A 14,622-nucleotide genomic window follows, 5' to 3' on the forward strand; every position below is an offset into this window, starting at 1 on the left:
GGCAAGTGAGTTCGACATTCGCGATACGCCAATATCGAACTCACTTGCCGGAACGGGCGACTCGCGGTTAGGGGTTGCCAACCATTGTCCGGTGAGGGAGCGGTAGTGCGTGTCGATGAACTTGAGATCGGGCGTCGTTGTCAGAGGCTCCCCCCGGTTCTTGTCGGACCCTGCCGCTACGGTCGTCGTCGTGGAGCTGTGTGATCGATCAATGTGATTCGGGTTCGAGGTTCTGGCGGTGTCGGTGGCCGCCTGTGATCGCCGGGTCGGGGTGTTGGACGCGCTTGTGACCGGACGTGTTCGGCCTGCCGGACGGTGAAACCCAAACTGTCCCTGGCCACACGCATCTTCACCTGCGAGGACTGCGGCCTGGTCATCGACCGGGATCTCAACGCCGCGATCAACCTCAAGCAGTACGTCGCCCGGAGTGGCCGGGAGACGGTAAACGGACGTGGAGCCGACCAGAAGACCGAGCCCAGCTCGGCAGGTGGCTGTGAAACGTCAACCCCGCACCACTCCGGTGGACAAGACGGGGACCGCCCACTGGCAACGGCGGGCTGCGAGACATGAACTCACCAGAGTTCCCTCACTCGCAACGGGTTTGGGTGGCGAGCCATTTGCGGGCTTTTTTCGCGGCGCGCTTGAGGGCTGAGCGTTCGCCGAAGTAGTCGGCGGCCATGCCGATGACGGGCAGAAGGCCGATGGCCTTGTGGTAGAAGCGGCCCTGCGGTCGTTTGTCCAGTTCATCGCCCAGGGCGACCAGGGTGCGGCCGAAGCGCCAGAGGGTGCGACCGGCGGCTTTTACGGTGATCTTTCCGTGCTTTTCCGAGCTTTCCCGGAGGTCCTCGGTCAGTTCCGCGGCGGCGGCGTCCTCTTGTTCGTCCGTCAGGTCATCGCCGTGGCCCGCGGCCAGTTGTGGGTCGATGTCGCGGTCGAAGAGGATCTTGGCGATCAGCCTGACCCGGTCGGCCTGTGAGTCGTGGCCGTGTTCCGAGGCGATCGCGGACAGGAGCAGGCCCTGGCCCGCTGTCGCGAGTGCGTTTTGGATGGGGAGGCGGTCGGCCAAGGCTCCGCCGAGGCCGGGGATCGAGGCCAGCAGGACCGTGAACCTGCCGACGCGGTTGACCCACCAGCTGTCGCGGTCGTCCACCGACATCGCGTCCCAGGCCGCGGTGCCGGGGACCTTCACGCTTTCCAGGCCGTCGACCAGTTTCTCCAGCAGGTTCCGGTCGACCTTCTCAAGCTGCTTGCCGTCCTCGATGTCGGCGGCGCTCAGTTCACCCGACTTCGGCAGCACCCGCCGGACCAGGCCCAGGGGGTCGGACTCGCGCAGCGCGTCGAGCATCGGGGTCGTCGCCCGGACAAACGGGCGCAGGACGTTGACGACCTGCTTGTCGGTGATGACCTCACCCACGGTTGTTCCCCTTCGCCCGCTCGATTGTCGCCTTCGCCATCACGTCGCCGATCTTCACCGCCGCCGGGAAGGCCCCGGCCGCGAGCAGCAGGAGGGTACGCCAGTCCGCCAACACGATCCGGTCGCCACCCGGGGCGACGAGCAGAAACGCCAGAAGTGTCCCCAACCAGGCGAACAGCGGGCCCGCCGCGACCGCTGTCCGCGACGAGAACCGGGACGCGGCGACGACCAGCCACGGCATGGTGAACGCGGCGAGCAGCACGGTGACCGGGAACGGGATCGACGCCAGGTTCGGCAGCACCCGGCCGTCGAGCCGCAGCGGCAGGAAGAACAGCTCGACGACCGCGAGCACCACGCTGAGCAGCAGCAGGCCGCCGTAGCGCAGACGCTCGCCGGGGGTCACCGGTCGGCGCCCACGTGCTCGACCGGCGCGAGGCCGCCGAACAGGTCGCTGTCGGCGTCGTCGGTGGCGTCGTCGGCGAGCACGTAGAACTCCTCGTCGACGACCGGCTGGGCGAGCCCGTTGGACAGCGCGTAGCTGTGGGTGCCGTCGGTCCCCTGCCAGACGCAGATCTGCGTGGCGTGCGCCTGCAGGGCGCGCAGCTTCGCGGGGAGGTGGCCCGCGATGTTGACCCGGGTGGTGATCTCCGAGTCGTCCACGACCGGCAGCTCGCCCTGCGCGGGCAGCGTGAACGGCAGGTCGCTGACCGCGGCGAGGGCCTTGAGCCCGGCCTCGGTGGCCTGCTTGGACACCACGGCGTAGTACATCCGCAGCACGTCCGGGGCGCCCTTCGCGGCGGCGACGGTGATCTCGTGGGCCCGGACGTGGTCGGGGTGGCCGTAGCCGCCGTCGGGGCCGTAGGTGATCACGACCTGCGGCCGGACGTCGGCGAGGATCGCGGCCAGTGCCTCGGTCTGCTCGGCGATGTCGCCGGTGGCGAAGGCCCGCGGGTGGTGGTTCGCCTCGACCCCCGCCATGCCCGAGTCGCGCCAGCGGCCCATGCCGCCGAGGTAGCGGTGGTCGGACACGCCGAGCGCGGCGCACGCGGTCCGCAGCTCACCGACCCGGTACCCGCCGAGCTGGTCGGCGGCGTCGGCGGCGAGCTGGCCCAGCGAGCCGGGGATGATCTCGCCCTCTTCACCGAGGGTGCAGGTGACCAAGGTGACCTGGACGCCCGCGGCGGCGTAGCGGGCGATGGTCCCGCCGGTCCACAGGCTCTCGTCGTCTGGGTGGGCGTGGACGAGCAACAGTCGTGGTGGGGCTGTCAACATCGGATTCAGCCTATGCGCAAGTAGGGCGACGAGGGTGCGGGCTTGTCCACCACGCACCGACGTCGAATGGCCGACGCGGGAGTCACAACTTGGAGTCCCCCGACCGTCGAACCTTACTACGCCAAGGTCCCGCGCTCCTCGGCGAAGTGGCAAGCGGAGAACGTGGCGCCGTGCCGGACCAGCCGGGGCTCCTCGACCGCGCAGATCTCCTGGGCTTTCCAGCACCGGGTGCGGAAGCGGCAGCCCGACGGCGGGTCGGCCGGGTTCGGCACGTCGCCGGTGAGCACGATCCGCTTGCGCCGCCGCTCCCGCTTCGGGTCCGGCACCGGCACCGCCGAGAGCAGGGCCTGGGTGTACGGGTGGGTGGCCCGGTTGTAGATCGCCTCCCGGTCGCCGATCTCGACGATCTTGCCCAGGTACATCACCGCCACCCGGTGCGAGATGTGCCGGATGACCGACAGGTCGTGGGCGACGAACAGGTACGCGAGGCCGAGCCTGCGCTGCAGTTCCTCCAGCAGGTTCACCACCCCCGCCTGCACGGAGACGTCGAGCGCGGACACCGGCTCGTCGAGCACGATCAGCTTCGGGTCCAGCGCGAGCGCGCGGGCGATGCCGATGCGCTGGCGCTGCCCGCCGGAGAACTCGTGCGGGTACCGGTTGCGGTGCTCGGGGTTGAGCCCGACCAGCTCCAGCAGCTCGTCGACGCGGCGCTGGGTGCCCTTGGCGCTGTCGGTCCCGTGCACGCGCAGGGGCTCGGCGACGATGTCGTTGACCTGCCAGCGCGGGTCGAGCGAGGCGTACGGGTCCTGGAAGACGATCTGCATGTCCCGGCGCAGGGCGCGCAGCCGACCGGGTCGCATCGTGGTCAGCTCGTGGCCGTCGAAGACCACGGAACCGGAGGTGGGCCGGTGCAGCTGCAGGATGGCCCGGCCGGTGGTGGACTTGCCGCAGCCCGACTCGCCGACCAGGCCGAGCGTCTCGCCGCGGCGCACCGCGAAGGTCACCCCGGCGACCGCCTGCACCTGCCCGACGGTGCGCGGGATGATGCCGCCGCCGCGCACGGGGAACGACTTGACCAGGTCGCGGACCTGCAGCAGGGGCGTGGTCATGAGGTCGGCCTTTCGCCGCGCAGCCTGCGCTCGACGACCGCGAGGTCCTCGGCGACGGGGATGTCGTGGTCGGCCGCGGTCAGCGCGGCCGGGTTCTCCAGCACGCCGATCTCGTCGTGCGCGAAGAGCTCCTGCGGCCTGCGCAGGCCTGCCAGGTGCTGCCAGCGGTGGCAGCGGGTGAAGTGGTCGCGCCCGTCGGCGGGGGTCAGGGCGGGTTCGTCCGTGTGGCAGGCGTCGATCACCAGCGGGCAGCGTGGGGAGAACGCGCAGCCGGTCGGCAGGTTGATCAGCGACGGCGGTGTTCCCTTGATCGGGGTCAGCCGCCTGCCCAGCACCGCCGGGTTGGGCAGCGAGCCGAGAAGGCCGACGGTGTAGGGCATCCTCGGGTATTCGAACAGGCCGTCGACGGGCGCCGACTCGACGACGGTGCCGCCGTACATGACCTGCACCCGGTCGACCATGCCCGCCACGACCCCCAGGTCGTGGGTGATCATCACGATGGCCGCGTCCGTCTCGTCGCGGATACGCAGCAGCGTCTCCAGGATCTGCGCCTGCACGGTGACGTCGAGCGCGGTGGTCGGCTCGTCGGCGATGATCACGTCCGGGTCGTTGATGATCGCCATCGCGATGACCACACGCTGGCGCATGCCGCCGGAGAACTCGTGCGGGTACTGCGTGGCGCGGCGGGCGGGCTGCGGGATGCCGACCAGCGCCAGCGCGTCGACCGCCTTGGCCCACGCGGCTTTGCGGGAGACGGTGTGGTGCGCGCGGTAGGCCTCGGCGAGCTGCCAGCCGATGGTGAACACCGGGTTCAGCGAGGTCATCGGGTCCTGGAAGATCATCCCCACGCCGTTGTTGCGCACGGTCCGCAGCTGCTTGTCCGACAGCCCGACCAGCTCGCGGTCGCGGTAGCGGATCGACCCGGTCACCTTGGCGTTGCGCGGAAGCAGGCCCATGATCGCCATCGACGAGACCGACTTGCCGGAGCCGGACTCGCCGACGATGCCGAGGACCTCGCGCGGGCGCAGCGCGTACGACACCGACCGGACCGCGCGGACGTCGCCGTCCTCGGTCGGGAACGTGACGGAGAGGTCGTCGACGGCGAGCACCGGGTCGGTGCGGACGGGGGCCATCAGGCACGCACCTTCGTCTGTCTGGGGTCGAACGCGTCGCGCAGCCCGTCGCCGATGAAGTTCACCGCGAGGGAGAGCAGGACGATGACGACGAAGGGACCCCAGAACAGCCAGGGCCGCAGGGTGATCTGCGAGTAGTTCTCGCTGATGATCAGGCCGAGCGAGGTGTCCGGGGACTGCACGCCGAGCCCGATGAACGACAAGGCCGTCTCCGCGAGCACCGCGGTGGCGACGGCCAGGGTGGCGTTGACCGTGATGCTGCCGATCATGTTGGGCACCAGGTGCCGGAAGATGATCCACCGGGTTCCCGCGCCTGCCGCCCGCGCGGCCTCGACGAACTCCCGCTGGGCCAGCGACATCGTCTCGCCGCGGGTGATCCGCGCGACCTGCATCCAGCCGAACGCGGCGAGGATGACCGCGACCATGTACCAGCTGCCGTCGAGCGCGCGGACCAGGATCGCCGCGACCGCGATCTGCGGGATGATCAGCATGAGGTCGGTGAACCGGCTGATCGCGCCGTCGACGAACCCGCGCAGGTAGCCGGCGAGCGCGCCGAGGATGACTCCGACGACTGTCGAGCCGACCGCGACGACCAGCGCGATCTGCACCGAGAGCCGGGTGCCGCGGATGAGCTGGGCGAGCATGTCGTTGCCCGCCTGGATGGTGCCCAGTGGGTGCGCCGGGCTCGGCGGGAGGTAGCCCCGGCTGCGGGTGTCGTCCACGGCGACGGTCCAGAACAGGGGGCCGAGGAAGCCGAACGCGACGACCAGCAGGAACACCGCCAGGCTGGCGACGGCGAGCCGGTGCCGGAAGAACCGGCGCAGGACCATCGTGCTCTGCTTGCGCGCCTTGGTGGCGTCGAACTCGCTGGGCCCGTGCGTGACCGCCGGGAGGACCGGGAGGGGCAGGTCGCTAGGCAAGGCGGATCCTCGGGTCGAGGATGCCGTACAGGATGTCGGCAGCCAGGTTGAACAGCACGACGAGCGTGGCGGTGACCATCAGCCAGCCCATGAGCATGTACGGGTCGAACGACCGGATCGACTGCACCAGCAGGTGCCCCATGCCCCGCCAGCCGAACACCGTCTCGGTGACGATCGCCCCGGACAGCAGCGCCGCGGAGTTCAGCGAGAACAGGGTCACCACCGGGATCATCGCGTTGCGGAACGCGTGCCGGAAGATCACCCGGCGCTGGGAGATCCCCTTGGCCCGCGCGGTGCGCACGTAGTCCGAGTGCAGGGTCTCGAGCATCGACGCCCGCTGGAACCGGCTGTACGCGGCGAAGCTGATCAGCGTCAGGGTCAGCGTCGGCAGCAGGTACGTGCCGGTGTACTGGAAGACCTGCTCGCCGAAGTCGCCCTGGAACCCGCCGCTGGCCGGGCTGACCGTGCTCAGCCACCGGTCCATGCCCATGCTCTCAAGGACGTTGTTGAACTGGATGCCGTAGCTCTTGAGGATCACCGCGACGCAGAACACCGGCATGGAGAACATCAGGAACGCGCTCGACGTGGCGAGGTAGTCGAAGATCGAGTACTGCTTCACAGCGGCGAGCACGCCGACCGTCACGCCCAGCACGATGGCCAGGATCTCCGCGCCGACGACCAGCCGCACGGTGATCCACAGCGCCCGCATGGTCGAGTCGAACACGTCGACCTTGGCCTGGCCGAGCGCGATGCTCTGCCCCCAGTCGCCGCCGAGGAAGTCGACGAGCCAGTTCCAGTAGCGCACGATGATCGGCTGGTCGAGGCCCATGCTCGCTTCCATGGCCTTGACCTGGGCCTCGGTGACCCCCGGCCTGCCCCGCATCTCGGCGGCCGGGTTGCCCGCCGCGGCGACCATGAAGAACGCCAGCATGCTGCCGACCAGCAGGATCGGGGCCGAGATCAGCAGCCGTCGAACGATGTAGCGCAACACGGTAACTCCTTGGTGGCGCCCGGGCGGCGGGGGTGGCCGCTCGACCCCGGATCCTGGCGTCGTGCGCCGTCCGGGTGCCCGGGCGGAGGGACCGGACCGCGGTCCGGTCCCTCCGGTGGTGCGAGCCGCGCTGGGCGGCTGATCGGCTTACGAGGTCTTGACCCACTCGTTGGCGTTCCAGAGAGCGCCGTTGAACGACTGGAAGTAGACCTTGTCGATTCCCTTCCACGCCCACATGTTCGGCAGTTGGTAGAGAGGCAGAGAGTAGTTGTCCTCGGCGATCAGCTTGTCGGCCTCGGCGTAGCCGCGGCGGGCGGCGTCCTCGTCGAGGTTGCTGCTCGCGTTCTTGAAGGCGGCGTCGACCTTCGGGTTGGCGTAGCCCGACCAGTTCTGGCCGCCGTCGGTCGAGTAGATCGACTTCTGCGTCGACTTGAACGGCGCCGCGGACCAGGCGAACAGCGCGATGTCGTAGTCGCCCTGGCTGACCCGGGTGTCGAGGAAGTTCGGGTCGGTGTCGTCGATGATCTCCAGGCCCGCCGCCTTGCACTGCGACATGATCAGCTGCACGGTCTGCTTGCGGCGCGGGATGTCGGTGTGGCTGATCTTGAGTGACACCTTTTCGCCGCCCTTGGCGGCGAACCCGTCGGCGCCGAAGGTGTACCCGGCGGCTTCGAGCGCCGCCTTCGCCGCGGCGGCGTCGCCCTGGTAGGCGGCGTAGTTGTCGGTGTAGCCGTCCTCGCCCTGGAAGAACGTGAGGCTGCCCAGCGGCTTGGCCGTCTCCAGGACCGGCCGGATGAGCTTCTCGGTCAGCTCCTCGCGGTTGACGCACAGCATGAACGCCTTGCGCACGGCCTGGTCGCTGAGCCACTTGTTCTTGAAGTTGAGGTCGAGGTGCTCGAAGGCCAGGCCGTTGGCCGCGCCGAACCGCACGCCCTGGGAGCGCAGGCCGCGCAGCCGCTCGGCGGCGTTCGCGTCGGGCTGGGCCATCGAGTTGACGTCGACCTCGCCGTTCTCCAGCGCCTGGGCCTGGGCGACCTGGTCGGAGATGCCGCGCAGCACCAGCTTCGCCGGTCCCCCGGGCATGCCCTTCCAGCGCTCGTTGCGCTCCAGGGTGATGGAGTTGTTCTGCTCGAAGCTGGTGATCTTGTACGGGCCCGAGGCCGGCATGAGGGCCGCGTCGAAGCCGTTCCACTTCGTCTTCCAGAACTCGGCGACCTTGTTGAGCGTGGCCTTGTCGCTGGTCAGCGACACCTTGGTGATGTCGGCGACGCCGGTGGCCTGCTCCAGGATGTGCGCCGGGAGGATGTCGGTCGACATGCCGAAGAGGCTCTTGTAGTCGGGGTAGGTGTTCTCGAAGGTGGCGACCACCTCGAGCGGGGTCGGGCACTGCACCTTCTCGATCAGCTCATAGCCGTTGGTGCCCGCGGCGGTGAAGATGTCCTTGCCCTGGTTGTTCTTGATCTTGCCGGTCTGGCTGATCCAGGCGAGGTGGAAGTCGTCACAGTCCCACGGCTCGCCGTCGGACCAGGTCACACCTTCCTTGATCTTCCACGACACGACCTGGGGCACCTTGCTGATGACGTCGACGGACTCCATCACGTCCTTGTTCAGCAGGACCTTGTTGTTGCCGTCGAGCAGGTGGGAGCCGGAGAGCACCTTGGTCAGCGCGAAGGTGTTGTAGGAGTTGTTGGCGTCCGCCGTGACGTTGTTGTACGCGGTGAACGGGTTGTCGGTCGAGACGATGTAGCTCGCGTCAGTCACCGGCACTTCGGGGGAGGTGTAGTTGGCACCCGACTCGCCCTTGGCGATGGCCATGGCGGCGATGTCGCCGGTCGGTCCGGTGCCGCCGCCGTCCTCGGTGGCCGACCCGGCGCAGCCGCTCAGGACGAGCGACGCCCCGACCACCGCGGCCGCCGCCGACAGAGTGGACCTCTTCACTGGCACTTGCCCTCCTACCCGATCCGCGCCTGCGCCGGTCTGGCGAGGCGCGGCCTTCTTCTCGCCCCCAACGTTTGATTGGTGGGCGCACTCCCGGGCACGGTAGGAACGAGAAAGGCATCGGTCACCGGTGGGAGGGCGATCGTGACCAAAGGGTGACAACCAGCCGGTAGCACGGTAGGTGACCGTTATCATCACTCACTGAGAGCGGAAAACCGGTGACCCGCAGTGGGCTACTTGGCCGCCCGCCGCCAACCCGCCGCGCTGGCGAATGGTCCTGCCAGCGGCGGTCCTGTGGTGACGCCGATCATATCCGCCCGGACGATCAGATCGTCGGCCTCTTGGTACAGCGGCAAAGTCAGGGCCCGGTTCCACAGCACGGGCTCCAGTGCCGCGAGCGCGTCGGAGAGCGGCACCTCGCCGGTGACGGCCGAGTCGATGGTGGCCTGGACGGTCGGGTCGCAAAAGCCGACCGGGTTCGCCGCGATCGGCCCGGGCGCCTCATCCGGCGCCGGCGCACAGCCGAAGCGGGTCGCGAGCGCGGTCGCCGGGTCCTGGCTCACCGGCAGCGGGGCGATGACCAGGTCCACCGGGTCCTTGGCGGTCGCCGCGGTAGGGAGGGTGGTGAACAGCTCCGTGCCCGGCGGGGAGACCACCTCGACGGTGACACCGGCGGCGGTGAGCTGCCTGCGCAGTTCCGCGGCCATCGCGGCATACGCCGGACGTTCCACGGGCACCGCGATGACCAGGTTGAGCACCGCGTTCGGCGACGTCCAGGTGCCCGCGGTCTTGAAGTAGCCTGCCTCGGTGAGGAGGCGCTCGGCGAGCGCGGGATCCGGTCCGGTGTTCGGCCCGGTCGCGGTGTAGCCGGGAGTTCCGGGCGCGAGGACTTGGGCGTTGGCCGTGAGCGCGGACTGCGGGCCGCCGTCGGTGCCCGCTGTGACCACCGCGCCCCGGTCGATGATGGCGGCGATCGCGGAGCGGACCCGCACGTCGGCCATGGCGGGGCTGACCGGGCGCAGCAGCACGGTGGCCACCGACGGCCGCGCGACCGTCTTGTGGGTCACGGTGGCGCCCAGACCGGCCACCTGCGTGACGCCTTGGGCGCCCAGCGCCGTGAGGGCCAACTGGTTGTGCGCGGTGCGCAGAGCGCCCGTGATGCCGTTGAGGTCGCCGCGGCGCAGGACGATCCGGTCGAGCGCGGCGGGCGGGTCCCAGTAGCGGTCGTTGCGCTCCAGGATGACCTCGCCGCGCACCCGGTCGAGCAGCCGCAGCGAGAACGGGCCGCCGGTCACCGGGTAGTTGTCGTCCAGCACGTTCGCCCAGCCGCCCGGGCTGTCCTTGACCAGGTGCGCGGGCAGTAGCGAGGAGAACAGTGAGCGCCAGCCCGGGTAGGGCTTGGCGAAGGTGACCTCGACGACCCGGCCCGCCTCGCGGGCGGAGATGTTGGAGATCAGCCGGTAGCCGACGCCGTCGATGACCCCGGGCTCCTCGCGCAGTTGCTCCCAGAGGTAGACGAAGTCCTCGGCGGCGATGGGCGCCGCGTCCGACCACGACGCCTCGGGCCGCAGCCGGTACGTGACGGTGTACGGCTCGGTGTTGGTGACCTGCGCGGAAAGCATGAGCGTCTGGTCGAGCTGGGGCGTGCCGTCCGGGCCGGTGCGGAACACCGACGGCAGCATGGCCTGCGCCAGCGCGGTGGTGACCATGGACTGGTCGGACAGCTTGTGCGGGTTCAGCCCGCCGGCGACGCTGTCCACGCCGACCACGGCCTCGCCGGGGTTGACCGGCCGCGTGGGGGCCGTCTGCGCCACCTCGGTGGTCACCAGCGGCGGCGGCGGCGCGTTCGTGCAGGACGTCAGGCACACGACGGCCGCCGACGCGGCCAGCACCCACCTGCTCTTGCGCACCCCTGCTCCTCCCACAGTGAGCTGGTCGGCCATGGTGCCATGGTCGACCGGCTCATCAGTCACCGGTTCGGCCCAGCCAACCGGAAGACGCACAAGCGGCGCCGGGAGTTCCCGACGCCGCCTGTGTGAGATCGGCTACTACTTCGCGTCGCGGGCCTTCTCGCGCGAGCGAGTCCGGCCGCGGGTGGTGGCGTCGAGGATGGTCTTGCGCACCCGGACGAAGTCCGGGGTGACCTCGACGCACTCGTCGTTGTTGCAGAACTCCAGGGCCTCTTCCAGGCTCAGCTTGCGCGGCCGGGCCAGCGTCTCCATCACGTCGGCGGAGGAGGAGCGCATGTTGGTGAGCTTCTTCTCCTTGGTGACGTTGACGTCGAGGTCCTCGGCGCGCGGGTTCTCGCCCACGACCATGCCCTCGTAGACGTCGGCGCCCGGCTCGACGAAGAACGTGCCGCGGTCGGCGAGCTGGAGCATCGCGTACGCGGTGACCGGGCCCTGGCGGTCGGCGACCAACGAACCCGAGTGGCGGCTGCGGATCTCACCGGCCCACGGGGCGTAGCCCTCGAAGATGGCGTTGGCGATGCCGGTGCCGCGGGTCTCGGTCAGGAAGTCCGTGCGGAAGCCGATGAGGCCACGCGACGGGACGACGTACTCGACCTTGATGCGGCCGCTGCCGTGTCCGCCCATGTGCTCCAGGCGGCCCTTGCGGTTGGCCAGCAGCTGGGTGATGGCGCCCAGGTACTCCTCGGGGGCGTCGACCGTCAGGCGCTCGAACGGCTCGTGGAGCTTGCCGTCGATCTGGCGGGTGACGACCTCGGGCTTGCCGACGGTCAGCTCGAAGCCCTCGCGGCGAATCTGCTCGACCAGGATGGCCAGGGCCAGCTCACCACGGCCCTGCACCTCCCAGGTGTCGGGCCGCTCGGTGTTGAGCACGCGGATGCTGACGTTGCCGACCAGCTCGCTGTCGAGGCGGGCCTTGAGCACGCGGGCGGTGAGCTTGCTGCCGCCGCTGCGTCCCTGCAGGGGAGAGGTGTTGCAGCCGATGGTCATCGAGATGGCGGGCTCGTCGACGGTCAGCCGGGGCAGCGCCACCGGGTTGTCGATGTCGGCCAGCGTGTCGCCGATGGTGATGTCCGGGATGCCGGCGATGGCGACCAGCTCGCCCGCGCTCGCCTCTTCGGCGGGGACGCGGTCGAGGGCCTCGGTGACCAGCAGCTCGGTGATGCGGACGTTGGAGACCGAGCCGTCCTCACGCAGCCACGCCACGGTCTGACCCTTGCGGATCTTGCCCGCGTGGATGCGGCACAGCGCGATCCGGCCGAGGAAGCTCGACGCGTCGAGGTTGGTCACCAGCGCGCGCAGCGGCGAGTCGATGTCGGCCTTCGGCGCGGGGATCTTGGCCATCAGCAGGTCGAACAGCGGGTCGAGGTTCTCGCTGTCGGGCAGGCCGCCGTCCTCGGGCTGGTTCAGGCTGGCCCGACCGGCGCGCGCGGAGGCGTAGACGACGGGGAGGTCCAGCACGGACTCGTCCAGGTCGTCGAGCTCCGAGGCCAGGTCGAGCAGCAGGTCGTGGGTCTCCTCGACGACCTCGGCGATGCGGGCGTCGGGCCGGTCGACCTTGTTCACCACGAGCACGACGGGCAGACCGGAGGCCAGCGCCTTGCGAAGCACGAAGCGGGTCTGGGGCAGCGGGCCCTCGCTGGCGTCGACCAGCAGGACGACACCGTCGACCATGGCCAGGCCGCGTTCGACCTCGCCGCCGAAGTCGGCGTGGCCGGGGGTGTCGACGACGTTGATGACGATGGGGCCGTCCGGCGTCTGGCGACGCACGGCGGTGTTCTTCGCCAGGATGGTGATGCCCTTTTCGCGTTCGAGCTCACCGGAGTCCATGACGCGGTCGACGAGTTCGGCCCGGGCCTCGAAGGCGCCGGACTGACGCAGCATGGCGTCGACCAGCGTCGTCTTTCCGTGGTCGACGTGCGCGACGATCGCGATGTTGCGGAGATCGTTGCGACGGAGGTCGGCGGAGGCCAACTCGGCGCTGGCGGTCGCTGTGGGCACGCGCGTGCTCCTGGTTCCTTCTCGGGCGTTTTAGGCTCGGGCGTTTAGGGCAGCCCGCAATCGCAGTCAACGCTGAAGGGGGCAGCCGCGCAGCCGAAAAGGCTGCTGATGGCTACCCCAGGATAGCTGGTCCTTTGGTGTGAGCAGCACCACGCGCCAAATTGGAGAGGTTAACCTAACCTAAGCAGCACGTTCAGCCGACCGATGGGACGTCGCGATATGGGTGCGGGCAAAGGCGCTACACCTGCGGACCTGGTCAAGAAGCTGATGAAAAAGGGCAAGGTCAAGAAGAAGTGCTGCCGCTCCAAGTCGGCGTGCAAGAAGTGCCCGGTCCTGGCCCTTAAGCGGGTCAAGGCCGAGATGAAGAAGGCCGCTTGAGGCTTTCTCAGAGGTGCTCCATGATCGCCTCGTTGTACGGCGCCAGCTCACGACAAGTCCGGGTCGCGTCGAACGCGATCACCTCGTAGTGCGCCATGCCGCGCAGCGAGAACGGGTCGGTGGCCAGCAACGCCTTGAGTTTGTCCCGGTTCATCGGCCGGACGATGATCACCTTGCCGGTGCGCGGGTCCCGACGCCCCGAGGCCAGGAAGTAACCGGCCTCGTACTGCTTGCCGACCCACGTGGTGTGGTCCGGGAGCACGTAGTCGATCTCTTGCAGCGGAGCTGTGTAAGTGATCAATACGACGTACATGACCTAAAGGTAAACCTTTGCCAGGCCCCCCGCAGACCGTTAACGTGGTATCAATGCGAACTCTCAACGTGACCAAGTGGTGGACCGCCGACCGGCGGCCCTGACCCCTGCGTTGAGCAACGACCAGGCCGCCCGATCGGGCGGCCTTTTGGTTTCCGGTCGGGTGGCGACTGACCCGAGGAGACCCGGAATGACCCGCCTGTCCGCCATCACCCCGTCCGGCCACGCCCACATCGGCAACCACCTGGGCGCCATCGGCCGCTGGGCGACCGAGGGCCGCCCGGGCGACCTCTACTTCGTCAGCGACCTGCACGCGATGACGGTGTCCTACAACCCGGCGCGGCTGCGCGTGCTCTCCCGCGAGTTGCTGGCGGTCCTTGTGGCGGCGGGGATCTCACCGGAACAGGTCTTCGTCCAGTCCGACCTCGTGCGTGAGCTGGGGGCGCTGAGCTGGGTGCTGGAGTGCACCTGCTCGTACGGCGAGGCGGCGCGGATGACGCAGTTCAAGCAGAAGTCGGACGGCCAAGGAATGGTGCGGCTCGGGCTGCTCACCTACCCGGTCCTGATGGCCGCCGACATCCTCCTGCAGGGCGCCTCGGAGGTCCCGGTCGGCGACGACCAAGCCCAGCACGTGGAGCTGGCCCGAAGTCTGGCCCGCCGCTTCAACTCGACGTACGGGGAGGTGTTCACCGTGCCGTCGGCGGTCATGCCGCGCACCGCGGCCCGCGTGCGCGACCTGGCCGACCCGACCCGGAAGATGTCGAAGTCCACACAGGACACAATCGGCAGCGTCTTCATCCTGGACGAGCCGGACCTGATCCGCCGCAAGATCCGGCGGGCGGTGACGGACGGGCTGGACCGGGTGACGTACTCGCCGGATGACCAGCCGGGGTTGGCGAACCTGCTGGAGATCCTGTCGGCGTGCACCGGGACTCCCCCGCGCGATTTCACGTTCGGGTCGTACGGGGAGGTCAAGGAGGCGGTGGCGGAGGCGGTGATCGAGGAACTGCGGCCGATCCGCAAGGGGGCGATGGATCTGTTGGCGGATCAGGAAGAACTCGACCGCATCCGCAAGGCGGGCGCGGAACGAGCCGCCGAACGCGGCGCACACCGGTTGACCTCCGCGTTGCGGCTCGCCGGAGTGGCTTGAGGAGTCGGGTGGGTAGGCGGAGTCTCCGGCTACCCA

Annotated in this window: 13 protein-coding genes and 1 pseudogene; 3 read left to right on the forward strand and 11 right to left on the reverse strand. The window is 69.2% G+C overall.

What is annotated here, in order from left to right; genetic code table 11:
• Positions 1–303: 303 nt before the first annotated feature.
• Positions 304–570 (forward strand): annotated as a pseudogene (locus tag ACUZ2Y_RS15170) (zinc ribbon domain-containing protein); the annotation flags it as partial.
• Positions 571–586: 16 nt separating this feature from the next.
• Here ACUZ2Y_RS15170 and ACUZ2Y_RS15175 read toward each other — a convergent pair.
• The 10 genes from ACUZ2Y_RS15175 to typA all read right to left on the reverse strand — a co-directional run bounded on the left by ACUZ2Y_RS15175 (position 587) and on the right by typA (position 12,745).
• Complete coding sequence (locus ACUZ2Y_RS15175; RefSeq protein WP_476319220.1) at positions 587–1,414, reverse strand: hypothetical protein; 828 nt, start codon at positions 1,412–1,414, stop codon at positions 587–589.
• Complete coding sequence (locus tag ACUZ2Y_RS15180) at positions 1,407–1,817, reverse strand: hypothetical protein (protein ID WP_476319222.1); 411 nt, start codon at positions 1,815–1,817, stop codon at positions 1,407–1,409. The genes ACUZ2Y_RS15175 and ACUZ2Y_RS15180 overlap by 8 nt, the downstream gene beginning before the upstream one ends.
• Positions 1,814–2,686, reverse strand: coding sequence for an N-acetyl-1-D-myo-inositol-2-amino-2-deoxy-alpha-D-glucopyranoside deacetylase (mshB, locus tag ACUZ2Y_RS15185; protein ID WP_476319224.1), 873 nt, complete (start codon positions 2,684–2,686; stop codon positions 1,814–1,816). Before mshB ends, ACUZ2Y_RS15180 begins: the two co-directional genes overlap by 4 nt.
• Before the next feature lie 116 nt (positions 2,687–2,802).
• Complete coding sequence (locus tag ACUZ2Y_RS15190) at positions 2,803–3,795, reverse strand: ABC transporter ATP-binding protein (RefSeq protein ID WP_476319226.1); 993 nt, start codon at positions 3,793–3,795, stop codon at positions 2,803–2,805.
• Positions 3,792–4,928: an ABC transporter ATP-binding protein gene (locus ACUZ2Y_RS15195; protein ID WP_476319228.1), complete on the reverse strand. Its 1,137-nt coding sequence runs from the start codon at positions 4,926–4,928 to the stop codon at positions 3,792–3,794. The genes ACUZ2Y_RS15190 and ACUZ2Y_RS15195 overlap by 4 nt, the downstream gene beginning before the upstream one ends.
• A complete protein-coding gene (locus ACUZ2Y_RS15200; protein WP_476319230.1) occupies positions 4,928–5,848 on the reverse strand; it encodes an ABC transporter permease in 921 nt (306 codons plus the stop codon). Before ACUZ2Y_RS15200 ends, ACUZ2Y_RS15195 begins: the two co-directional genes overlap by 1 nt.
• Positions 5,841–6,839 (reverse strand): ABC transporter permease, encoded by a 999-nt coding sequence (locus tag ACUZ2Y_RS15205; RefSeq protein ID WP_476319232.1) that lies wholly within the window; start codon positions 6,837–6,839, stop codon positions 5,841–5,843. Before ACUZ2Y_RS15205 ends, ACUZ2Y_RS15200 begins: the two co-directional genes overlap by 8 nt.
• 147 nt (positions 6,840–6,986) lie before the next feature.
• A complete protein-coding gene (locus ACUZ2Y_RS15210; RefSeq protein ID WP_476319234.1) occupies positions 6,987–8,783 on the reverse strand; it encodes an ABC transporter family substrate-binding protein in 1,797 nt (598 codons plus the stop codon).
• Between the two features lie 227 nt (positions 8,784–9,010).
• Entirely contained in the window at positions 9,011–10,687 is a 1,677-nt protein-coding gene (locus ACUZ2Y_RS15215; protein ID WP_476319236.1) for an ABC transporter family substrate-binding protein, read from the reverse strand.
• Positions 10,688–10,825: 138 nt separating this feature from the next.
• Positions 10,826–12,745 (reverse strand): translational GTPase TypA, encoded by a 1,920-nt coding sequence (gene typA, locus ACUZ2Y_RS15220; protein WP_476319239.1) that lies wholly within the window; start codon positions 12,743–12,745, stop codon positions 10,826–10,828.
• 204 nt (positions 12,746–12,949) lie between these two features.
• Between typA and ACUZ2Y_RS15225 the strand changes: the two genes are divergently transcribed.
• Positions 12,950–13,123, forward strand: a complete 174-nt coding sequence (locus ACUZ2Y_RS15225) for a hypothetical protein (protein ID WP_476319242.1) — start codon at positions 12,950–12,952, stop codon at positions 13,121–13,123.
• Between the two features lie 7 nt (positions 13,124–13,130).
• On the opposite strand, the gene ACUZ2Y_RS15230 is transcribed toward ACUZ2Y_RS15225, so the two are convergent.
• Complete coding sequence (locus ACUZ2Y_RS15230; protein ID WP_476319244.1) at positions 13,131–13,436, reverse strand: YciI family protein; 306 nt, start codon at positions 13,434–13,436, stop codon at positions 13,131–13,133.
• A 190-nt stretch (positions 13,437–13,626) separates the two neighbouring features.
• Here ACUZ2Y_RS15230 and trpS point away from each other — a divergent pair, with 190 nt between their 5' ends.
• Entirely contained in the window at positions 13,627–14,586 is a 960-nt protein-coding gene (trpS, locus tag ACUZ2Y_RS15235; protein ID WP_476319246.1) for a tryptophan--tRNA ligase, read from the forward strand.
• Positions 14,587–14,622: the final 36 nt, after the last annotated feature.

Source organism: Actinokineospora sp. UV203 (genome assembly GCF_056323665.1).

Bases quoted from the DNA above. Each gene is read 5' to 3' on its own strand.
- mshB (WP_476319224.1), bottom strand. From the start codon at position 2,686: ATGTTGACAGCCCCACCACGACTGTTGCTCGTCCACGCCCACCCAGAC.
- ACUZ2Y_RS15225 (WP_476319242.1), top strand. From the start codon at position 12,950: ATGGGACGTCGCGATATGGGTGCGGGCAAAGGCGCTACACCTGCGGAC.
- trpS (WP_476319246.1), top strand. From the start codon at position 13,627: ATGACCCGCCTGTCCGCCATCACCCCGTCCGGCCACGCCCACATCGGC.
- ACUZ2Y_RS15195 (WP_476319228.1), bottom strand. From the start codon at position 4,928: ATGGCCCCCGTCCGCACCGACCCGGTGCTCGCCGTCGACGACCTCTCC.
- ACUZ2Y_RS15230 (WP_476319244.1), bottom strand. From the start codon at position 13,436: ATGTACGTCGTATTGATCACTTACACAGCTCCGCTGCAAGAGATCGAC.
- ACUZ2Y_RS15190 (WP_476319226.1), bottom strand. From the start codon at position 3,795: ATGACCACGCCCCTGCTGCAGGTCCGCGACCTGGTCAAGTCGTTCCCC.